The following is a 22424-nucleotide window of genomic DNA, read 5'->3' as shown; positions in this document are numbered from 1 at the left end:
GGGGTACGTGCGAAGAACCATACACTTCCCCGTCCGCACGGGGCCTTCCCGCGCGCCCAACGTCCCTTCTCTTCCATGCAGAACACCCCTATCCGTCCACTCCGTTTCCGTCCATCGGGCGTGGTCGCCGTTCTCGGCCTCTGCGCTCTCTCTTCCGGCTGCTTCGTCAGTCGCTCCCTGACCAACCCTTCGATCCCCGCCGAGACCGTGGCGCAGATCGTTCCGGGCCAGTCCGACGCCAACGACGTGGCGCGTCTCCTCGGAGCCCCGAACGAGGTGGTCCAGCTCGGCCGCAAGTCGGCCTGGCGCTACGAGCACACGGTCGAGAAGCAGACAGGGCTGTTCCTCATCCTCCTGGGACTGCGCGGCGCGGACACCCAGGCCGACCGCGTGTGGGTCTTCTTCGACGAGGACGACAACGTCAGCCATATCGGGTCGCTTCTTCAGGCTTCCGAGGCCGAGTATGACCTGCCGGTTTTCTAGGGGAGTCGCCACCTGCGCGGCCCTCTCGGCCCCGTTCCTCACCGGCTGCGCCCAGGGCGCCTACTCCCAGTTCCGTGTCTTCCAGGAGCCGCTCGAGGCAGCGGTCGCAGGTCTGAGGCCAGGGGAGTCCGATTTGACCGAGACCCTCGATGCGCTCGGCGCTCCTGTCTTCGTGGTCGAGGTCGGGCTCGGTATGGCGCTCGCGTGGGGCTGGCAGGCGACGACGGACTGGAACGTCCAGGTCACCGGTCCCGGGAACGCCCGCGGAAGATTTCAGTACGCCAGTTCGGACGAGCGCACGGAGGGTCTCGTGCTCTTCTTCGACCCGGCGTGGACGCTGACCTCGCTCCAGTCCGGACATCTCGTCGACCTGCTTCCGAAGAGCCGGCGGCCTCGCGACATCTATGATGACCTCTTGGATGACGTTTCCGACGACGGGACCTCCGAGTAGCCCTTCGGATCACGCGCCGACTAAGATGGACGCGTGATCCAGTCCAACCCCAGCTCGCCCGCGTTCACGGCCTGTCCCCTGGACTGCCCGGATACGTGCGGCGCCATCGTGGAGCGCGACAGCGCGGGCCGGCTCGTCAGGCTCCGGGGCAACAAGGACCATGCCTGGTCGAGCGGCTCCCTCTGCGGAAAGACGGCCGTCTACCACGAGCTGGTCAACGCGCCCAACCGGCTGCGCGTGCCTTTGATCCGGCGGCGATCCGGGTTCGAGGAAGCGACCTGGGACGAGGCCATCGGGCACATCGTCTCGCGCATGGACGGCATCGACGGCGCGGACGTTCTCGCGCTCTACTACGCGGGCAACATGGGCCTCGTCCAGCGCAAGTTCCCGCTGCGGTTGATGCACGCCCTCGGTGCGAGCTTCCACGACAACGGCGTGTGCGACGCCACGGCCGAGGTCGGTTTCCAGACGGTGATGGGGCGGTCCGTCGGGCCGGATCTCGACGAGGAAGGGGATCCGGCCAGCTGCGACCTCTTCGTGCTCTGGGGCAGCGATGCCAAGCGCACGACGCCGCACCTGATGCAGCGGCTCAAGCGGCTTTGCGACGGCGGCGTCAAGGTCCATGTCATCGACATCTACCGAACCGAGACCATCGCCAAGGTCGAGGAGTGGGGCGGCCACGGCCTCATCGTGCATCCGGGATCCGACGCCGCGCTCGCGCTCGGTCTCGCCTCGCGTGCGTTCGACCAGCGCGCGGCCAACCTCGAGTTCCTGAAGGAACACTGCGTCGGCGCGGCCGAGTTCCGGGCAGAGGTCACCGGTGCATGGCCGATGGCGCGCATCGCCGAGTGCACCGGACTGAAGGAGGAGCAGGTCAAGGCCCTTTCCGATGCGCTGCACGCCGCGAAGCAGCCGCTTCTCAAGGCAGGCATCGGCTTCGCCCGTCGCCGCAACGGCGGCGAGGCGATGCGCGCGATCGCGAGCCTCGCGGCGACGCTTGGACACTCCGATCGGCTGTTCTTCCAGACCGGCGATCATTTTGGCTTCGACGAATCGCCGATCGTGCGGCCGGACGTCCGGACCGCGCCGCTCCTGCCGCCCGTCAGCCAGGTGGGCCTCGGGCGCGTGCTGGACGAGGGTGCCTACCGCGCTGCGTTCGTGTGGGGTCACAACCCGGCCGCGACGCTCCCCGATTCGGTGCGCATTCGCCGCGGGCTGATGCGCGACGATCTCTTCCTCGTCGTCCATGAGCTCTTCATGACCGAGACGGCGCAGCTCGCCGACGTGGTGCTGCCCGCGACGGCGCTGACGGAGCACTCGGACGTGTTTCGCAGCTACGGGCACCGGACGCTCCAGGTCAGCTGGCGCTCGACGAAGGCGCCCGCGGATCAGAAGAGCAACGTCCAGTGCTTCTCGGCGCTCGGCCGCGCCCTCGGTTTCGTCGGCGACGCGGCCTTCCCGGATGAGCGCCAGGGGCCCATCTTCGAGGTCGACGAGGACGTGATCGTCGGCGACTTCCTGGCGGTGAACCGCAAGCGCTTCACGGGCGACGAGTACCACGCCGCGCTCAAGGGCGAGCCGGTCAAGCTGCTGCCGCGGGTGTTCGCGGACCGCGGGACCCCGAGCGGCCGGATCGAACTCGTGTCCGAAGCCGCCGAGCGGGCAGGTGCGCCGCGCGTGGCCACGTACCTCCCGGACGACGGCGCAGGAATGCGAGGGACGTTCCAGCTGATCTCCGCTCCATCCAGCGCCACCCACAACAGCACTTATCTGCACGTGCCGCGTCACCGAGAGCGCCTCGGCATTCCCCTGGCGCACCTGCATCCCGCGGACGCGAAGGTCGCGGGCATCGAGGACGGCGGCGGCGTTCGTGTGAGCTCCGAGTTCGGCGCGATCACGCTGACGGCGCGGCTCGACGAAGACCTCCCTCGCAAGACCGTGCGCATCGACGGCTTCCTCAACGAGTCGCTGGTGCCCGAGGGCATCGGCGTCAACGCGCTCACGAGCCCCGAGGTGTCGGACCTCGGCGGCGGCAACGTCCTCTACAGCAACCGCGTCGAGATCGAAGCGGCCGCGACTCCCACTCCTTCGGAATAGCCACACATGGATCTCGGACTCCAGGGCAAGACGGTTTTCGTGACGGGCGCGTCGGGTGGCATCGGCCTCGCCGTGGCCGAAGTGCTGGCGGCGGAAGGCGCGAACCTGGTGCTGCAAGGGCATCGTCAGTTCGAGGCCTTGAGGACCTGGGTGGGCGAGCAGGAGTGGAGCGGTCGCGCCTTGGCCGTGGAGGCGGACGTGACCGCCAGCGAGAGCATCGAGGCAGCGTTCGAGCGCGCCGTCGAGCGCTTCGGCCCCCTGCACGGCTGCGTCGTGAACGCAGGTATCTGGCCGCCAGAGGACACGCCGCTGGCGGACATGACCGAGGAGCGGCTGCGCCGCACCCTCGACGTGAACCTCGCCGGCGCGGTCTGGACCTCGCGGGCGTTCCTGCGCTCGATCCGTCAGACCGGCCCGTCCGAGGTCGGCGCGGGCGCTTCCATCGTCTACACGGGGTCCACGGCCGCGAAGTTCGGCGAGAAGGGGCACAGCGACTACTCGGCCTCGAAGGCGGCGCTCTACGGCCTCATGCGTTCCCTGAAGAACGAGATCGTCGACATCGATCCCTACGGCCGCGTGAACGTGGTGGACCCGGGCTGGACCGTCACCGAGATGACCGAGAAGAACCTCGACGAACCCGGCGTGGTCGAGCGGGTGGTCCGGACGATGGCGGTGAAGCAGCTCGCGCGCGCCGTGGACATCGCGAATGCGCTGGTCTTGCTGCTCTCGCCGACGGCCAGCCGTCATGTCTCGGGCGAGATCCTGACCGTTGCGGGCGGCATGGAAGGCCGCGTGCTCTGGGAGGCCGAGACGGTGGACGCCTCGGCGGTGAGGGAGCGCCTGAGATAGCCGCCACGGTCCGCACGGTTCGGATGGAGGGCGACTTCGCTATGCTGCTGGCATGGTGAATACCCAATCAGCGCCCGAGGCGCCGCGACCTGAGCTGACCGTCCGGGCCATCGTGCTCGGGCTTATCCTCGCGGTCGTCATGGGAGCGGCCAACGTCTACGTCGGCCTCTACGCTGGCATGACCGTGTCGGCGTCGATCCCGGCCGCCGTCATGGCGATGCTGGTGTTCCGATACGTCTTCAAGGATCGATCGATCCTGGAGGCGAACCAGGTGCAGACCTGCGCCTCGGCGGGGGAGAGCCTGGCGGCGGGCATCATCTTCACGATGCCCGCGCTGATCCTGATGGGGACGTGGACCGACTTCCACTTCTGGACCGTCACGGGCGTCGCGTTCACCGGCGGCCTGCTCGGGATCCTGATGATGATCCCGATGCGCAAGGTGTTCATCACCGAGTCCTCGGACTTGCCGTACCCCGAAGGCATCGCCTGCGCGGCGGTGCTGGAGTCGGGGGAACACGCGGACAGCGCCGGGGCGGCCGACGCCGCGCGCGGGCTGATCCTGGGCGGCCTGATGGGCGGGCTCTTCAAGGTGGCCGCGAGCTTCCTCGGGCTGCTCAAGCCGACGCTGGAGGGCGCGCGCGCCATGGGCGATCGGGTGCTCTACTTCGGCGGGGACGTCTCGCCGATGCTCGTCGCCGTCGGCTACATCGTTCGACTGAACGTCTCGATCCTGCTGTTCCTCGGGGGAGCGATCGGCTGGCTCATCGCGATCCCGCTGTTTGGGGGCTTCGAGGCCTTCCAGGCGGGAGGCGGCACCGTAGAAGCGTACCCCCGGGACCTCTGGTCCAACAAGGTGCGCTACATCGGCGTGGGGGCGATGGTCGTCGGCGGCATGTCCTCGATCTGGGCCGTGCGCGGCGGGCTCGTCGCGGCCTTTCAGCACCTGACCGGCGGTGCCAAGGGGCTCGCGGGCAAGGCCTTGTCGGAGCGCGACCTTCCGACGCCGATCATCCTGGTGCTCGGCCTCGCTGCCATGGGCGGGATCGGCGCGCTCTACTACGGATTCACGGGCGGCAACGTGCCGATCACGCTGCTGCTCGTGGTCGTGGCGCTCGTCGCTGCGTTCTTCTTCACCGCGGTCGCGAGCTACATCGTCGGCCTCGTCGGCAACTCGAACAGTCCGGTCTCCGGCATGACCATCACCGCGGTGCTGGCGGCGGGTGGGCTCCTGTACCTCGTGGGCTACCGCGGCCCCGAGGCGGCGGTGGCGACCATCGGCGTGGCCGCGGTGATCTGCTGCGTCGCCTGCACATCAGGGGACGTCTGCAACGACCTCAAGACCGGAGCCATCGTCGGCGCCTCGCCGTTCCGCCAGCAGATCATGCAGATCAGCGGCGTCGCGGTCGCCTCGCTCGTGATGGCGCCGATCCTGACGCTGCTCAACAACAACGTCGAAGGAGGCATCGGCGGCGAGAACCTCTCGGCGCCCCAGGCGGGGCTCTTCGCGAGCCTGGCCCAGGGCTTCTCGGGCAAGGCGCTCCTGCCCTGGAACCTGATCCTGATCGGCGCGGCCATCGGCGTCGGCATCCTGGTCGTCGACGCGGCGCTCAAGGCGAGCGGCGCGAAGTTTCGCGCGCACCTGATGCCGATCGCCGTCGGGATCTACCTTCCGTTCTCGCTGGCGCCGCCCATTCTCATCGGCGGCATCCTCAGCGCGATCGTGCTGCGCGGCTCGAAGTCCGATGAGGAGAGCGAAGCGCGCTCCCAGCGCGGCGTGCTCTTCTGCTCCGGCGTGATCGCGGGTGAGGCTCTCATGGGCGTCGGGCTCGCGGCGCTCGCCGCGGTGGGCGTCAGCAGCGTGACCGTGACGGAGAACGAAACCGTCACGACCTGGGTGACATGGGCTGCCGTGATCCTGGGGATCGCGCTTTTCGCGTCCCGGACGCGCGCCGCCAGGCAGTCGAGCTGATCCGGAATCAGCGGTCGAAGCGGATCGGCTTGCGGACAACGAGGGCGGCGGTCTGGCCGCCCAGCGTCCCTGGCCGGAAGCGCCAGGTCCGGACTGCCGCGACGGCGGCCTCGTCCAGGACCTCGTGCCCGCTGGAGGACTCGATGCGCACGCCGGTGACGGTTCCGTCGGCGGCGACGTCGATGAGGAGCACGGTGGTGCCGGTCCAGCCGCGACGCTCCGCGAGGCGCGGGTAGATCGGGGGCGGGCACTCGCTCGGGATGGGGCTCGGCAGGACCATGGCCTCCGACGCGGTGGCCTCGGCCGTCGTCTCACCCTCTTTCTCGACGGGGGCTTCGACATCCGCGACGGTCGAGCTCTCCGAGGGAGCGGCTTCGGCCGGCTGGGATTCGACGGGCTGGGATTCGGCGGGCTCCGGCAAGGCGACCGCTTCCGAGGGCCGAGCTGGGTTCGGGAGTTCCAGGTCCTGCAGAAGGTCCAGCGGATTCAGTTCGGGCGGCGCCAGCGGAGCCTCGAAGGTCTCCGGCTCGACGGGGGCGAACGGATCCGGAAGGTCCTCGCTGAAGAGGTCCTCGAAGTCGTCCAGGGGAATCGGCTCCAGGACCTCGACGGGTTCCTGAAGTTCGGCGAGGCGCTCCTCTTCGGGTTCGTCGAGGATCGTCCTGTCGGGCGCCTCCATCCGAGCGGCGACCACGTCGCGGGAGCCCTCTTCCGGCTCTGACGGGGCCCACGGGGAATAGAACGCCAGAACGATGGAGGCGACCGCCGCGCCGTGGACGGCCAGGGACACCCCGAGGCTCATCGGGCCCAGGGCGCTGCCGGCGGGCACGCCAGCGGAGGAGCTGCTCGACGGGGCGAGGGCCTGGCTGGTGGGTGGGTTCGTGCGCGCTGGCGGCATGGGTCGTCTGGAACGGAGCACCGCACTGGCGGCTCATGAATTCTGCGGGATTGCTGAACCGGAGGCGACAGGTCCCGTTCGAAAGCGCCGCACGGGCGCGCAGGCTCCCTCTCCTTCGGCCTGTGCTGGCCCTTTTCCACCCACCCTCTGTCTCAGAATTTTCCGTGGCGATCCCCTCAGGCCCGCGTGCCAACCTGTTCCTGACCCGCTCCGGACTCCGCTCCGGGGCCCTCGCGACCTGCCTCTCTCTCGGGGCGCTCACCACGCCGTCCTGGGCCGCCCTCCAGGTGGAGGATCCCTCCGACAAGAACTCGGCGAAGGCCGTCCGGGAGTCGAAGGAGCCCGGGGAGACGGTCGCTCTGGACCTGGATACGCTCGTGGTCACGCCGACCCTGCGGCCCGCCACGATTCTGGACGTACCCTTCACGGTGGATCGGATCACGGAGGAGCGCCTCAGCACCTTTCGAACGTTCCCGGAGGCTCTTCGCGACGTCCCCGGCGTGTTGACCCAGTCGACCGGCGTCGCCCAGGGGTCGCCCTACATCCGCGGCTTCACCGGCTTCCGAACGCTCCTCCTGATCGACGGGATCCGCGTGAACAACTCGGTCTTCCGCGACGGTCCGAACCAGTACGCGGGCACGATCGATCCGCTCGGGCTCCAGGCCGTCGAGGTGGTCAAGGGGCCGAGTTCGGTCCTCTACGGGTCCGACGCGATCGGCGGTACCATGCAGGCGCTGACGAAGAGCCCCACGATCTGGGATCGGCCGGTGGGTGGCGAGATCTACATGCGCGCGGCGGATGCCGCGAACTACGTGATCACGCGGGCCGAACTCGGCGGCGTGATCGGGTCCGACACCGCGTGGCATCTCGGTGGCACCATCAAGGACTTCGGCAATACGGAGGCTGGCTACCCGAGCGGTGAGCTTCCGAACACGAGCTACGACGAGTGGGACGGGGACTTCAAGCTGGAGCACAGGCTCGACCCGCTCAGCAAGCTGACCTTCGCGGTGAACCGCGTCGAGATCGATGACGCGCCGCGGACCCACCGAACGGTCGATGCGGTGCCCTTCAATGGCTCCAGCGTCGGCAGCGACCTGCGCCACGACTTCGATCAAACGCGGACGCTCGCGTACCTGCGCCTCGACACCGCGGCGGCCGCCTCCGGTGACTGGGAGACGCAGTCGACGCTCAGCTACCACCGCCAGGAAGAGCTACGCCAGAGGGAGCGCAGCGGCGGCCGTTTCGACGACTCGGGCTTCGACGTCGGGACGATCGGACTTCAGCTGCGCGCGAGCCGCGATACCTCGTTCGGCGCGCTCACGGTGGGGGCCGAGTGGTATCGCGACAGCGTGGACTCCTTCCTCGACCGCTTCGGCGACCAGACGCCCGCGGATGGCATCCAGGGCCCGGTCGCGGACGACGCCACCTACGATCTCGGCGGACTCTTCGCCGAGACGGCGTGGGACCTGGCCAGCCACACGACTCTCACGGCTGGAGCGCGCGCGACCTACGCGGCCGCCGACGCGAACGAGGTCCGCGACCCGGTCACGGACTCGCAGGTCTCCATCGACGAGGACTGGGCTGCGCTCACCGGCTCGCTCCGCTTCGAGACGCGCCTCATCGACGACGGCAAGCGAACCGTCGCTCTCTTCGGCGGCGTCTCCCAGGGCTTCCGTGCTCCGAACCTCTCGGATCTCTCGCGCTTCGATGCGGCGCGCACCGATGAGTTCGAGATCCCGAGCCCCGGCCTCGATCCCGAAAGGTACCTCGCCTACGAGATCGGCCTGAAGCATGAGTCCAAGGACCTGTCGCTGCAGTTCTCGACGTTCCTCACCGAAGGCGACGACATCATCCAGCGCTTCCCGACCGGCCAGGTCAACGCGGACGGGGACGTCGAGATCACAAAGGAGAACGTGGGCAGCTCGACGATCGGTGGCGCCGAGATCGGCGCCGCGTACCGCTTCGCGCCCGAGTGGACGGTCTTCGGCAACGCGGCGTTCCTGGACGGCCAGGAGGAGACGCGCGCGGGCCTCGGCGAGCCCGTGATCGAGGCGGTGCCGACGCGCCTCATGCCGTTCATGTCCCAGCTCGGGTTTCGCTTCGTCCCGGACGGCACCCCGTGGATCTTCGAGGCGCGCTGGCTGCACTCGAACAAGGCCGACCGCCTTTCGCCAGGGGACCTGCGAGACGACTCGCGGATCCCGCCCGGCGGCACGCCTGGCTACGAGGTGTTCGATCTGTTCGCGAGCTATCGCTTCAGCGAAGCCTTCCGCATGACGTTCTCGATCGAGAACCTTCTGGACGAGGACTACCGCGTCCACGGCTCGGGTCAGAACCAGCCCGGCCGCAACGCGGTGGTGAGCGCGCGCTGGTCGTTCTAGATGCTATGGGGCTGTCAGGGCGGATGAGGCGCAGGAGCCGAGGGTGAGAGTGGTGAGAGAAACGATGGACAGAGCGAGCGTGCCTTTCTTCATGCACGGATCGACGGAGTTGGCTTCGTGGGCTTCTGGCGCGTTCACGGAAAACGGCGGATTGCCTCAGCCGCTTCTATCGGATGGATGGCGAGCGCGATGTGGGGACCGGGGATGGTCCGCACCAGGACATCGGGCCGCATTTGCTGGATTCGCTCCAGGTTGCGCCTCGGAACGATCCGGTCCCTCGCAGCCTCCAGGTAGAGAACGGGGACAGGACACTGGACCAGCTCGTCGCGGACGTCGACGGTGAGAACCTCCCGGACCCGCGCGGCCATCACGGCCGAGGGGACCGCATCGTGCGCTCGGCCGATCAGCGCGTTAACCTCCTTCGACCCGTAGCCCGCCAGCGCGGTCTTGGCGATCGCCAGTGACCCGGTGAAGCCGAAGAGCACCGGCCAGGTGAAGTGGCGCGCGAACACGGGAACCCAAGGGAGGGGCTTCTCGACGAAGGAGGCGCAGAGCACGACTCCCTTCAGGCGTTCGGGTCGCGTGGCTGCGGCCATGAGGGCGAGTGGACCGGAGAAGGACCAGCCGAGGAGTACGAAGTCGCGACCCTTGGGGAGCGCTGCCAGAACGAGCGGCAGGAGAGTGTCATAGTCGCTCGGCAGCGTGGTCGGATAGGTGACGACCATGGCCTCCGAACCCCACGCCCGTAGAAACGGTTCGAAGAGGAAGCGCGTGCCATCCAGCCCGGGAAGTAGGACGAGCGTGGGTGGCTCGGGCGTGGAAGCGATGGGTACCATCTACCGTTCTTTCCGGCCAGCCGGGTCGTCGAGGAGCCAGGCCAGGAGCTCGACGATCTCGGCGGTGTGGAGTCCATCTAGCATGCCGCTCGGCATCCTCGAGATTGGATGGGCCCGGACGAGCTGTATGTCTTCGGCGGGCACGTCAACGAGCGCTCCGTCGGTTCCGCCGGGCTCCGAGGGCGGTAGCTGGAGAGTCGTCCATTCGGCGTCTTGTTCGACCAGGCGGCCCACGTAGACCTCGGAGTCCTTCGTCCAGACCTCGGTGTCGAGGTACTGGTCGGAGATGTCCCGGGACGGCTCGAGGATGGCGATCAGGAGATCGCGCGAGGTGAAGCGTCCGCCCGCATCGGTCAGGTCCGGGCCGGTGCCGCCGCCCTCCTCGCCCACGCGGTGACAGGCATAGCAGCCCGCTCGACGGAACGAACGCTCGCCGAGCGCGCGGTCGTTGGCTCCGGCGATCTGTCCGTGGACCGTGGCGAGCGCGGGGAGCGACCATTGCTCGACGAAGAGCGGAGTCTCCATCTCGTACAGCGGTGCCGCGGGCTCCGCGAGCGGCGGCGGCGTGTAGCCACCTTCGATGGCCCTCCCGGCGCGCTCGAGCGCGGCCTCGCGGATCCGGTTCAGGTAGCCCTCGATGCTGCGACCGCCCAGGAAACGGCGCGCGTCCGTGTGCAGGAAGTCGAGGTAGCTCTTCGCCAGCTCGGGTGTCCAGCCGCTCTCGGCAAGACGCAGCTGGAGCGCGAAGTCGATGGCGCGTTCCTGGGTTACGGCGCTCAGCATCCGCGGGACCGCGAACGCCGGCGCTCGGTCGGAGCCGAGGTACACGAGCAGTTCGGTCAGCTTGACGTCGTGGGGGATCGGCTCGTCGTGCGCTGGCACTTCGGCCTCGAGGCGCGCGAGCAGCGCGGCGCGAACGTCGTCAGCGGGCGCACCCGATCGCGCCAGGCTCAGTTCGATCGCCCGGAGCGCCGCGTGGCCCATCGGCACCGGCTCTTCCATCAGGTTCTCGAGGAGCGGCTTCTGCCATTCCGGGCCGCCGACCCGGGCGATCGCCAGCCAGCCGACCGGATCCTTGGCGGCCAAGGCGGCGGGCGCCCACGTTCCGATGGCCGGGTCGAGTTCGAGAGCGGCGCGCCTTGCCTGGGCCGCGAGCTTGCCGGGCTCCGCGGTGATCTCGGCGACGCCCCTCGGGGCATCGGCTGCGCGCGGCTCCTCGGCCGCGATCCGGTAGATGGCCGAGCGCCTGCCCCGGCCGCCGGTCACGACGGCCATGGAACCATCGTCGAGCCACACCATGTCCGTGAGCGGGAAGGGCCGCCCGCTGACGAACGGCTTCGGCTCACCGCGAAACGTGTCGCCATCCTCACGCAGCGCCACGCTGTAGATGATGCCCCGCGTCCAGTCGCCCAGAAAGAGCGCCTCGCCCAGCGCCCCTGGGAAGCGGCCGTCCTTGCCGTGCAGCACTCCGACCGGCGACGCGGGTCCCGTTTCGGCCACGGCATCCAGGGTGTCCGGCTCGCTCCCCATGATCTTGCCGGAGCCGCGGCGCCAGCCGAACTCCACGCCGGGTGCCACGTGGAGCAACCTCGGCGCGCGATACCACGGCGCTCCCATGTCCCACTCCATGTCCGCGTCGAACGCGAAACGGTTGCCCGCGCGGTCGTACGCAAAGTCGAAGGCGTTGCGAATGCCGGTGGAGAGGATCTCCCAGTGCTCACCGTCGAGGTCGCAGCGCCCGAGCCAGCCGCCATGGTCGTGCATGGCGTTCCCATGTCCGAACGTGTCGGGGAGGCTCGGCAGGAGCTGGTCGTCCCGCCAGTTCGGCACCATGTGGAAGCGCTCGACGTTCGCGGGGAAAGCCGTGGTGTTGCCCGCGATCACCTCCAGGTGTTCACCGTCCGGCGTCAACCAGATCGCGTGCGGTCCGTGCTCGCCCGAGCCATCGAGCTTCGTCAGGAGCTTCAGCTCGTCGTAAAGGTCGTCGCCATCCGTGTCGCGCGCGCGGAAGAGCCCGTTGTCCACGCCGGTCATCGCGTTCTGCATGATGTAGAGATCACGGCCGTGGACGAGGAGCCCCTGGGCGCCCTCGATGTCGAGGCCGAGGGGCTCGACGGTCGGCAGCCCGCCTTTCCGCAGGGTGATGCGGAAGAGCCCTTTCTCCGCCTCGGCCGCCGCGATCAGCCGTCCCTTTCCGTCGACGGCGAGGGTGACCCACGACCCGTACCCCCGCGGAACCCGCAAGATCTCCTCGGCCCTGTAGCCGGGCTGGACCTCCAGCTTCGAAGCCGCGAGCGGCAGGTCTGGCACGCCGCTGCTCTCTCCGCTCGGCATGCCCCAGGGACGGCGGTCCGTGGACTCCGCGCTGATGGGGCCGAGTTCCTCCGCGGGCTTCGGCTCGCCGTCGACCCGCTTGGTCCACCATCGATTCGTCTCGACGGACTCCTTCGTTCCGTCCTTGTACTCGATGTCGAGTCGGGCGATCAGGCCGGCGGCTCCACTCAGGTTCCACGCCTCGGCCCGCAGCACGATGGGCTTGCCCGCGCTCAGGGCCTTGATCATCTTGGGCTGCAGCGCCGCCGAGAACGGCGCCTTCCAGTCGTCTCCTCCTGCGAAGACCCGGTCGTTCATCGAGAACTCGACGCCGTCGTCGCACGTGGCGTGCAGCGTGGCCTTCTCGACGGGTCCCTTGGGATGCAGCCTGCGCTCGAAGCGCACCACCTGCGCGTCGCGCGCTCCCTCCGGCGTCCAGATCCACTGCGCGGTCCCGAACCTCGTCTCCGGCACGGTCGAAGCCGGAAGTCGCTCGACCTCGATGTTCCGGTAGCGAACTTCCATCGGCGGACCCTGGTGGAGCTGGAACGCGAAGCTGCCGCCGTCGAACATGGCCTCGCGATCGTCGTAGTCGCAGGTCAGCGTGCCGTCCACCCAGATCCGGATGCGCGTGCCCTCGGCGCGGACGCGGTACGTGTGCCACTCGCCCGGAGCCCCGAGCTTCTTGAGCTCCGCCAGATCGCCGAGCAGCTCGTAGGCAGAGTGCTTTCCGTTCTGCAGCATCCTCACGCCGCGCCGGGCGATCACGCCGCGGCCGCCCTGCTCGTAGATCCCGCCGGTCCAGTCGCGCGCCGCGTCCAGGTCGGCCTGGTAGCCCAGGACCTGGTGGTTCTCGCCGGGGATGCTGCGGAACTGCAGGCCCGAGTTGCTGCCCTGCCCGTCGATCCTGAACTCCAGGGAGATGTCGAAGTCGCGGTACTCCCCGTTCGTGTACGTGAGGTAGGTCGTGGCGGAGAGCGGGTTCTCGGGCGTGCTCCGGCCCAGGATGACGCCGTCTTCGACGGACCAAAAGCGCTCGTCGCCGGACCAGCCCGAAAGCGTCGAGCCGTCGAAGAGCGAGGTCGTTTCCTGGCCGAACCCGGGATGAGACAGCGAGCTAAGGGCGAGGACGACGAGAGCGGTCAGGCGAAGTCGTGGGCGGAGGGGATCCATGGACCCATCGTAGACGGTTGTCGGCGGGGCTCACGGGCAGGCTTTCCATAACACGGATCGCTGCGACGATCGCGCACGAGGGTGAGCTCTTCAGGAGGGAGCGAGCGGGGGGCCGAGTCGCTGCGAGCGCACCAGTGCCATGAAGGCCGCCACCACGATCCAGACTTCCGTCGCGAGGGTCGCGATGGCAGCGCCCTCCATGCCGTGGCTCGGAACGAGCCACGCGTTCCCGGCGACGTTGAGCAGAAGTCCGATGGCGGCGGCGACGAGCACCGAGCGCCCGCGCCCCGCGGCGACCACGGCGGTCAGGAGCGGCGCACCGAGGTGGACGGCGAAGGCCGCCCCGAGAAGCCACGCGAGGGAAGGCGCCGCCACACGGAACTCCTCGCCGAAGAGACCGAGAATCTCTTCTCGGAACGGGAAGGCGAGGCCCGCGACCGCTGCGCCGAGGAGCGCGCTGAGGCCCGCCAGTCCCATCGCCGCGCCCAGGAGTTCCCCGCGCAGATGAGCGCGCGTCAACCAGGGCTGGGCGGCGGACGCCGCGAAGACTCCGCCCATGATGGAGAGGCTCATCACGCGAACCGCGACGCCGTAGTGCCCGACCGCGGTGTCCCCTTCGCTCGCGCGAACGAAGACGTTGTCGACGTGGAAGTAGAGCTGCTGGCAGACCGCAGCGGCTCCCATCGGGATCGACGCCACGAGGAACGGCCGAAGGGGCGCGGGGGCCACGCCGCGGGTGCTCGGCAGCCCGGGGCGCCCGAAGTGATGCAGCGCGAAGTTTCCCAGCGTACTGCCGAACGCGATCGCAAGGAGGTAGGCAAGGGGCCGCGGCTCGCCGGTCTGGAGCAGCGCCAGCACGGCGGCGAGACTGCAGAGCGCCGCACCTGCGCGAACCAGGACTGGAGAACGCCACGCGATGCGGTCGCGCCACCCCAGCGTCGAGAGTTCCAGCACGTGGCTGAGCTGATAGAGGGCGGCAATGGCGAGGAAGGGCGCATCACCGCCTTCCAGCGCGAACCCCGTGGTCGCCACCGCGGCGACGACGAGGAGCGCCATGCCCATTCGCGCTCTCCGCGCCGTTCGGAGCACGGCGCCGGCGCTTTCGGGGTCCGAGGAAATCCGCTGGAGCGCCGTCGCCCCCGTGCCAAAATCCACGACGCCATCGAGCACGAGAAACGTGGAGATCCAGAAGGTCAGCCGCCCGAACGCTTTTCCTTCCAGCGCTTGCGCCAGGAGAAAGAGCGTGACGAACGTACACGCGGATCCCACGAGTCGGCCGCCGATCAGCCAGCCCGCCGCTTGGAACACACGGCGGGGAACGCGCGTCGGCGTGGGGTCGCTCAAGTCAACTCGCGGTCTTTCTCGGCCCCGAGCCCCGCGGGACCATCCGGCAGAAGGGCCGACGCCATCCGCAGGAGCAGATCGCCATCGATCGGCTTCGTCGTGTAGTCCGTGCAGCCAGCCTCGAGGCACTTCTCGAGTTCCCCCTGCATCGCGTGCGCGGTCACGGCGATGATGGGGAGCTTGCAGCCGATCTTGCGCAGGTGCCTGGCCGCAGCGTAGCCGTCCATCACCGGCATCTGCATGTCCATGATGATCAGGTCGATCGGTGAAGCCCCCGGCCGCCGTGATCCCTCGTAGCGCTCCACGGCTTCCTTTCCGTGGGACGCGAGGAGCACCTCGGCGCCCGCGTCCTCGAAGAGAAACTGCACGAGGGAGCGGACGTCTCGCCGGTCATCGACCACCAGCACGCGGCGGTCGAGAACCGCGCGCTCCGAGAAGGGCTCGCTGGCTCTGGCCGTCGAGGGGGTCACGGGTAGGACCGTGCGCGGGACCGGAGGATAGTCCTTGATGGGGAGGCTGACGGTGAACTTGCTTCCCGCGCCGGGCTGGCTATTCACCGTCAGATCACCCGACATGGCCTGGCAGAGGCGGCGACTGATCGTGAGGCCGAGGCCCGTGCCGCCCCGCTCGCGCTGGGACGAGTTGTCGACCTGCGTGAAGGGCTCGAACAGCGTGGGGATATCCATTGGGTCGATACCGATGCCCGTGTCCTCGACCTCGAAGAGAGCGCTCGACGAATTTGCGGTGACGCGGATCGCCACGCCGCCACGATCCGTGAACTTGACGGCGTTGCCGACGAGGTTCAGGAGTACCTGGCGAAGCCGGATCGGATCGCACTCGACGGCGGTCGGCAGCTGGGTGTCGTACTCCACCTTCAGATCGATGCCCTTTTCGATGGCCCGCACCTGCATCAGGGAGGCGACCTCCTCGACGACCTGCTCGGGCGGTGTGGGCACGAGCTGGACGGGCAGCATCCCGCTCTCGATCTTCGCGAGATCGAGGATGTCGTTGAGGATCTCCAGGAGGAAGCGTCCGTTTCTGCGGATCGTCTCCACGAGGTTGGTGTTGTCCGGATCCTTGAGGTGCTTGGCGAGGATGTCCGCGTACCCGAGGATGGCCGTCATCGGCGTTCGGATCTCGTGGCTCATGTTGGCCAGGAACTCGCTCTTGGCACGGTTGGCCGCTTCTGCCTGGCGTCGCGCTTCCTCGAGTTCCTGCGAACGCTCGAACTCCTCCGTGGTGTCCCAGTTGACGCCCACGAGAACCCGCCGCTTGGACTCCTCGTCGATGAAGGTTTCCCCCTGGGCCCCGAGCCGGCGGAGGGTTCCGTCAGGACGCAGCACGCGAAAGGAGTGCTCGTACGTCGACTCCGCTTCGATGGCTGTGCTCAACGCCTCATCGAGCCCCTGCACATCGTCGGGATGCACCAGGGCCATCACCTTCTTCAGCGTGACTTCCTCGGTGGCGTCCAAGCCCCAGAGGGCTCTTTCGGGTGCGTCGAACAGCAGTTCATCGGAGTCGAGGAACCACCACCAGGTCCCCATCTCGACCGAGCGCAGCGCGATCTCGAGCTGGCGGTTCAAGAGACGCAGCCTCTCGGACGTCTGGAAGCGCTCCTCCGTGTCGAAGCCCGAGACGACGGCCTGGACGTTCGCTCCGGACGAGCCCTGCATCGGGCTCGCCTGGAAGTCCAGGTGCCGCACCTCGCCACCGGCGTTTCTATAGGTGAGCGTGCGGCGGACCGATTCGCCCGCGAGGGCTTGCTGGACCAGCTCCTTGACGACCATGCGCGTCGCCTCGTCGTGGGACCACCACGGCGTCTGCTCGAACGGGAGCCCGAGAACCTCGTCGGACGTCGCATCAATGGCTTCCAGCAACTGGCGGTTGCATTCGGTCAGCCGGCCTTCGGAATCACAAACGCCGATGAACGCTTCCACGGCGTCCACGATCGATCGGAGGAAAGCGCTGCTCTTCAGCGCGCGATTCTCCGCTTCCACTCGCTCGCTGATGTCATCCACGGCGAGGCTGAAACCGCTCGCGACGGGTTCAGCAGACGTACGGCGCCCGCTGACTCGCCAGGACCGCCACTCGCCGTCGTGGGTTCGGCCGCGCAGTTCCACGTGGAAGGCCGTCTGTTCGTTCGACGACAAGGCGAGCACCAGCGATTGGATCCCCTCCATCATGTCCGGAGGCAGCACGTAATCGAGTTCCAGGCCCGCCGCCGAGCCAAGTGCCTTTCCGCTGACGTTCTTCTTGCCCGCCAGCAGCAGGCTGCTGAACTGACGGTTGGCGCTCGTGATCACGAGGTCCCTCGTCACGAGCGCGAGGCCGACGCCCGCGCTCGCGTAGACGGCGCGCAGCTCGGAGAGGCGGGCCGCCTCCTCGCGCCTCGCCCGGTCGACCGTCGTGATGTCGTCGAAGTTGATGACGCGACCGATCTTCGTTCCGTCGGAAGCCGTCAGCGGGCGCACGCGGCGCTGCATCACCGAGCCGTCCTTCAGCGTGATGCGGCGGAGGTTCGAATGCTCTTCGCCGGCGTCCATGGACGGCATCTGGTCGGCGAGGTGCGTGAGGTGGTGAAGGGGACGACCCACGTCCGCCGGGAGGATGTTGAAGATGCGCGTCGCCGTGGGCGTGTAGCGGAGAATTCGGTTCTCGCCATCCAGGAAGATCGTGGCGGCCTCGGTGTTGAGGAGCAGGTTCTCCACCTCGTCGTGCACTCGGGCCAGCTGCGCGTGGGCCCGCTGGACCTCCTCCTTGCTGGCGTTGAGCTCGTCATTGGTGGACCGCAGCTCTTCGTTGATGCTGATGAGTTCTTCGTTGCCGCTCTTGAGCTCTTCGTTCGCGGCTTCGAGCCTTTGTACCGTGTCCTCGTACTCGCGGCGCAGCTTCGAAAGCTCAGCTTCCAGCGCGAGAGCGTGGTCCGTCGAGGCCGCCTCCTCGGGCGCATGGGCCTCGACCGGGAGGCCCACCTCATGGAACACGACCAGGAACAGTCCGCTCCCGACGCCGCTACTCGGCATCGGCTGGACGGTGATCATCATCTGCTGCTGGGCATCGTCTCTTTGGACCCACACCCTGTCGACCACCACGCGCCGTTTGTGCGCGGTCGCTTGGCCGATCGCAGCTCGCAGGGCGGGACGGAGCCCCGGTCGGGCCAGCCAGAAAATGTTGTTCCTGAATTCGCCCGCGGTCACGCTGAGGAACGGGTCCATCCCGGGCGAGGCCGCTCGGATCTGGCCGTCCCCGTCGATGACGATACTCGCAGGGACGAACTCGTCGAGGACGATGCCCTTCATGAGATCGACGAGGTCGATCGGGCGGGGTTCGGCGTCGCCCGGCAATCGTCCTTTCGCCAGCGAGGGTCCGGAGGCGGCCTGGTTGTGCACGAGGCGCTGCGGGGCCACGTCACGACGAACCGCGATGTTGAACCGTTCCTCGACGGGATCGAACAGGCTCTTGTGCTCCAGGAGACTCTCGCTCGATCCCAGGAAGAGCGTGCCACCGGGCGCAAGCGCGAAGTGGAAGAGCGGGAAGAGCTTCTTCTGGAGATGCGGCCCCAGGTAGATCATCAGGTTCCGGCAGCTCACCAGGTCCATCCGATTGAGCGGAGGGTCGTTGATGAGATTGTGGACGCTGAAGAGGACGCGCTCGCGCAGCGACTCTTTCAGGCGCCACTGGCCGCCGCGCTCATCGAAGTACCGGTCGCGGAGCGCCGCGTCCAGCGGCTCGAGGCTGCCCTCGGCGTAGTCACCGCGCCGGGCCTTGACGAGTGCGGCCGCGTTGAGATCCGTGGCGAAGACCTGGAACGGGCGGTCGGAGTGGAGTACGCGGAGGAGTTCGGCGGTGAGGATGGCCAGTGAGTAGGCCTCTTCGCCGGTCGAACATCCGGGTACCCAGATACGAAAGGTGCCCGTCAATCCCGCGGCGGAGTCCTCGATGAGGCGCGTCTCGATCCGACGGCGCAGGGCGGCGAAAGCCTCCGGATCCCTGAAGAACGACGTGACACCGATCAGCACGCTCTGGACGAGCGCAAGGGACTCGGAGGCGCTTGCCTTGAGCTGCTTGAGGTACTCGGTGGGACTGCCCGCGCGAACCACGCCGATTCGCTGCGCGATGCGGCGCACCAGCGTCCCGTGCTTGTAGTGGCGAAGGTCGAGCGTCGAGTGGTGCAGTGCTGCTTCCGCAAACTCAGGAAGTAGCGCATGAATCTCGGCGTGGAAGTCCGAGGTCTCCGCGCCCCGCACCCTTCGCAGGTGCTTCTCGACGATGCGCGCCTGGGCCTCGTCCATTTCACCGGAGAAGTCGTTCTGGAGTCGAACGAACGCAGCGGCGTGGGCCGCGGCCTCCTCGATCCTGGCCAGATCGGTGGGATGGATCGAACCCCACGCGATGAAGACGGCGCGGTCTCCGAACACGTTGGCGACACGCCGTGCGAACTCGTCGAGGGCCAGGGGGCCGCTTCCGACCATCGGCTCGACGAGATACGTTCCTGCGGTGCCTCGATCGTCGACCACGGGCAAGTGGTCGACCCCCACGGGCACCGGGACGTCCTCCGCCACGTCGATCGGGTCGACGGCGCTTCCTTCCCGGGCGGACTCCCCCCATGCCTCCGCGGGCCCTTCCCCCTGCCCATGCCGCGTCCCATCCCCTTGGGCCTCCGCAGCGACCAGATGGGAAGGCACCAAGACCACGGCGCGTCCCAGCCGCCTGATCGACTCCATCAGGCCGTCGATCGCTGCTCCATGCCCATCAGCGCATGCGATGGCGACCACCGGCAATGGATTCTCCACTTCGTCGGCGGGGGAGTCGAACTCTCGTAATTTCATGGGCAGGCGAGGGATCGGCCGAGCGGACGACAGGTCTTGGCCGCCCATGGTAGTCCCTTCGGCAATACCTGGAAAGTTGAACCGCGGATCCACTGTTCCCTGGTGTCATGGTGGCATGAAGGAACCCGGCCACAGGGAGCCGCAGAGGCGCTCTGGAGCGCGGCCCGACTCCGGCGAGCCAGCGCCTGCACGCCTGGATTCTTCCGGAGACGCCACCTGGGCAGAGCCCTTCGTTCTCAGCACGGCTCGCACCCGGCTCAGGCCCTCGATGGCGCACGATGCCGCAGCGCTCTTCCCGCACGTTCACGGAGCGTCGGCCGTCACCGACTGGCTTTGCTGGAAAGGTCCGGACACGCTGGTCGACCTCGTCGATCGCTACGTTTCGTGGCGCCTGCATACACCGGCCGAACCGGTGTACGTCTTCGTCCTGGAACGGGTGGAAGACGGCCTCGTGATGGGCGAGGGCACGCTTCGCTTCGATGGTCATCCCGGCGTGGGGGACCTCGGATACTGGCTCGGTTCCGAGTTCCACGGCGTGGGGCACGGGAGCGATGCGGTGGAACTTCTCGTTCGCGCAGGCTTCGAACACTGTGGGGCCAGGGCGCTCACGGCACAGATCAAGGCAGGGAACGTGCGCTCGCTGGCGGCGCTCGATCGACATGGATTTCGTCGGGAGCCCGTCGGGGACGAGCAGGACGCTCTGGCGCTCTCCCCGGCGGATCGCCCGATCACGTGGGCGGCTTCGCTCAGTCGCCGAACCTGGGAGCGGATGAAGCGGGAAGCCGGGGAAGCCTGATCCGTCCCCACCGGGCACTCGATCGTCGAGGTAACCTCCGCTTGCACCGGGGGTAGAGACCCAGTCCGGGACGCCAGCGCCCGGGGCGCGTGGTGCCGTTGCGCGCTGGGCCAGGTTGGTCCAGGTTGGCAAGGGGATTGCTCCGCGACAGGGGCTAAGATCCGCAGGACCCTCCCAAGAGCATGACCTCCTTCCGCAACATCGCCTTCCTCACTCTGACCGCAGGTATCGGGATCGGGGCGTATCTGCTCGTGCAGGGGCCGCTCCTGCGGGGCGGCGAGGTGCGTGCTGACGAGCTCCCCGTCACCATCCAGCTCACCGCGGGCCCCGGACCCGATCGATCAGCGGCTGGGTCGGGCGATGGAGCTTCGAGCGAGCTCGCGCCGCTCGACCTGAAGTCAGCGGAGCGCGACACGGACTTCGTCGGGGGCGACAACGTCGGAACGACGGTCATCTGGCCCCTCGAGGTGGAGCTCTCGCTGGCGATCGACGGCAGCGTCGAGGTTCCCGAGGGGGCTCAGCCGATCAAGTGGGGGGCGAGCGCCGGGCTGAAGGGCTCCGTCCGAGGCGCGGGCGGCCAGCCCACATCGGCGACCGTCGAGTTCCTCTACGGGCCCAACGAAGGCCGCGTGCTCACGACGGACGGCCGAGGCCGGTTCGGGGCCAGCAACCTTCTTCCCGGCATCTCGGTGCTGCGCCTCACCACGGGCGATGGGCAGACCGTCGAGCGCGAGGTCAGCCTCACCTCCCGCACCCACCGCGACTTCCACATCAACTTCGCGGGGACCTCGTACATCTCGGGCACGGTCAAGGACGAGCAGGGCAGGCTGGTGGAGAACGCCGAAGTGCGGCTCGACGGACGACCCGCTTTCACCAACGCGGACGGCGAGTTCACGTTTGGCAACGTGCCCGCCGGATCGGCGCAGGTGACCGTTCGCAAGGAGGGGTACGCCCGCTGCAGCCAGAACGTAGGCGTCGGCTACCGGGAGACCGTCATCCCCGGGAACTTCGTGATCTTCCTGCAGAAGGGCGGCGACCTCCGGATCAGCATCAACCGCACCGTCGGTGCCGTCGAACCGTCGCTCGCCTACCTGATGCCCGCGGCTGGTCCAGGCAGGAGCGGCGATGGTCGCAGCTTTCCGTGGCACGAGATCAACCCCGTCGAGATCCCACCGGGCGGTAGCGCGCTCGTCGAGGGACTGCCCCTCGACTCCGTCAGCGTCCGCGTCTTTCACCGCGGCGCCGTCGCCAAGCCCGAGTCGCGCAACGTCCGCATCCACGGTCAGCGGGAGAACGCGGTCGCAATCGACCTGATGCCAGCGCCGACCGTCCGTGGACTCGTGCTCGACAAGGGGAAGCCCGCGGTCGGTGCGCGTATCGAAATCGAAGCCTCGGACCGCGCCCATGCGACGTCGCAGGCCATGAGCCAGAAGGGACCGTACTTCGCGATGAACATGGTGGCCACGACGGTCCCCGCCGCGTTCAACGAAACGACCGCCGACGCGAAGGGAACGTTCCTGTTCACGAGCCAGCCGGGCCTCATTACCACGTACTACGCAACGGCGACGAGCCGCGACGGGCTTCGCCGCGGAGTGGCGGTGATCAAGCCGGGTGATTCGAACGTCGCCATCGACCTTCAGCCGATCGAGGACGAGGCGGGCGCGCTGGAACTCGTTTTGCCGGGGCGCTTCCAGGGCCTGCCGGTCGAGGTGAGCGTCAACGGGGATCCATCGGACCCCTTCATGCTCCGTCCAGGTGAGCCGCTCCTGATCGAAGACCTGCCGCTGGGCCACTGGGACATCCGCGCGCGATGGCGCGGTACCGAGGTTCTATCGCGTCAGGTGGTCGAGGTGACCGGCGACACGGGGCAGGTGACCGGCAGTCTGCCGCCTGGCGCGATCCAGGGGCAGACCGAGGATGAGCGTCAGCGCGCCCTCGCCGCCGAGGAGATCGCACAGGAGAGCTACGGGGCCAGGCAGCGCTGAACGGGTCCGCGGAGACCCGG

Annotated in this window: 13 protein-coding genes; 8 read left to right on the top strand and 5 right to left on the bottom strand. The window is 68.2% G+C overall.

Going from position 1 to position 22424, the window contains the following annotated elements; all coding sequences use genetic code 11:
- The first annotated feature begins 75 nt into the window (after positions 1-75).
- The 5 genes from bamE to Poly30_RS21880 are packed head-to-tail and all read left to right on the top strand — an operon-like array spanning position 76 to position 5849.
- The gene (bamE, locus tag Poly30_RS21900; RefSeq protein ID WP_145202408.1) at positions 76-483 is read left to right on the top strand and encodes an outer membrane protein assembly factor BamE domain-containing protein; all 408 of its coding nucleotides are present in this window, start codon (positions 76-78) and stop codon (positions 481-483) included.
- Positions 464-934: a hypothetical protein gene (locus Poly30_RS21895; protein ID WP_145202405.1), complete on the top strand. Its 471-nt coding sequence runs from the start codon at positions 464-466 to the stop codon at positions 932-934. The genes bamE and Poly30_RS21895 overlap by 20 nt, the downstream gene beginning before the upstream one ends.
- Before the next feature lie 33 nt (positions 935-967).
- The gene (locus Poly30_RS21890) at positions 968-3031 is read left to right on the top strand and encodes a molybdopterin-containing oxidoreductase family protein (RefSeq protein ID WP_145202402.1); all 2064 of its coding nucleotides are present in this window, start codon (positions 968-970) and stop codon (positions 3029-3031) included.
- 6 nt (positions 3032-3037) lie between these two features.
- Positions 3038-3880, top strand: a complete 843-nt coding sequence (locus Poly30_RS21885) for an SDR family NAD(P)-dependent oxidoreductase (protein WP_145202399.1) — start codon at positions 3038-3040, stop codon at positions 3878-3880.
- Between the two features lie 52 nt (positions 3881-3932).
- Positions 3933-5849 carry an OPT family oligopeptide transporter gene (locus Poly30_RS21880; protein WP_145202396.1) on the top strand — a complete coding sequence of 639 codons (1917 nt, stop codon included), beginning with the start codon at positions 3933-3935 and terminating at the stop codon, positions 5847-5849.
- Positions 5850-5856: 7 nt separating this feature from the next.
- Here the strand turns inward: Poly30_RS21880 and Poly30_RS21875 are convergent, their stop codons facing one another.
- Positions 5857-6747: an energy transducer TonB gene (locus Poly30_RS21875; protein WP_145202393.1), complete on the bottom strand. Its 891-nt coding sequence runs from the start codon at positions 6745-6747 to the stop codon at positions 5857-5859.
- Positions 6748-6911: 164 nt separating this feature from the next.
- Here Poly30_RS21875 and Poly30_RS21870 point away from each other — a divergent pair, with 164 nt between their 5' ends.
- The gene (locus Poly30_RS21870; protein ID WP_419190493.1) at positions 6912-9128 is read left to right on the top strand and encodes a TonB-dependent receptor; all 2217 of its coding nucleotides are present in this window, start codon (positions 6912-6914) and stop codon (positions 9126-9128) included.
- 134 nt (positions 9129-9262) lie between these two features.
- On the opposite strand, the gene Poly30_RS21865 is transcribed toward Poly30_RS21870, so the two are convergent.
- The 4 genes from Poly30_RS21865 to Poly30_RS21850 all read right to left on the bottom strand — a co-directional run bounded on the left by Poly30_RS21865 (position 9263) and on the right by Poly30_RS21850 (position 19623).
- Positions 9263-9964: an alpha/beta fold hydrolase gene (locus Poly30_RS21865; RefSeq protein WP_145202387.1), complete on the bottom strand. Its 702-nt coding sequence runs from the start codon at positions 9962-9964 to the stop codon at positions 9263-9265.
- On the bottom strand, positions 9965-13450 hold the full coding sequence (locus Poly30_RS21860) for a 3-keto-alpha-glucoside-1,2-lyase-like domain-containing protein (protein ID WP_145202385.1): 3486 nt from the start codon (positions 13448-13450) through the stop codon (positions 9965-9967). It lies immediately after the preceding gene.
- 90 nt (positions 13451-13540) lie between these two features.
- Positions 13541-14794, bottom strand: coding sequence for a lipopolysaccharide biosynthesis protein (locus Poly30_RS21855; RefSeq protein WP_419190492.1), 1254 nt, complete (start codon positions 14792-14794; stop codon positions 13541-13543).
- The gene (locus tag Poly30_RS21850; RefSeq protein WP_419190491.1) at positions 14791-19623 is read right to left on the bottom strand and encodes a CheR family methyltransferase; all 4833 of its coding nucleotides are present in this window, start codon (positions 19621-19623) and stop codon (positions 14791-14793) included. The genes Poly30_RS21855 and Poly30_RS21850 overlap by 4 nt, the downstream gene beginning before the upstream one ends.
- A 115-nt stretch (positions 19624-19738) precedes the next feature.
- Between Poly30_RS21850 and Poly30_RS28810 the strand changes: the two genes are divergently transcribed.
- Positions 19739-20419, top strand: coding sequence for a GNAT family N-acetyltransferase (locus Poly30_RS28810; RefSeq protein ID WP_419190490.1), 681 nt, complete (start codon positions 19739-19741; stop codon positions 20417-20419).
- Positions 20420-20601: 182 nt separating this feature from the next.
- Positions 20602-22404: a carboxypeptidase-like regulatory domain-containing protein gene (locus tag Poly30_RS21840; protein WP_145202373.1), complete on the top strand. Its 1803-nt coding sequence runs from the start codon at positions 20602-20604 to the stop codon at positions 22402-22404.
- Positions 22405-22424: the final 20 nt, after the last annotated feature.

Origin of the sequence: Saltatorellus ferox (assembly GCA_007751475.1) — a bacterium.
Lineage (GTDB): Bacteria > Planctomycetota > UBA1135 > UBA1135.
Note: the sequence above shows the minus strand (reverse complement) of the source record. Positions and strands in the feature narration are given on the sequence as shown.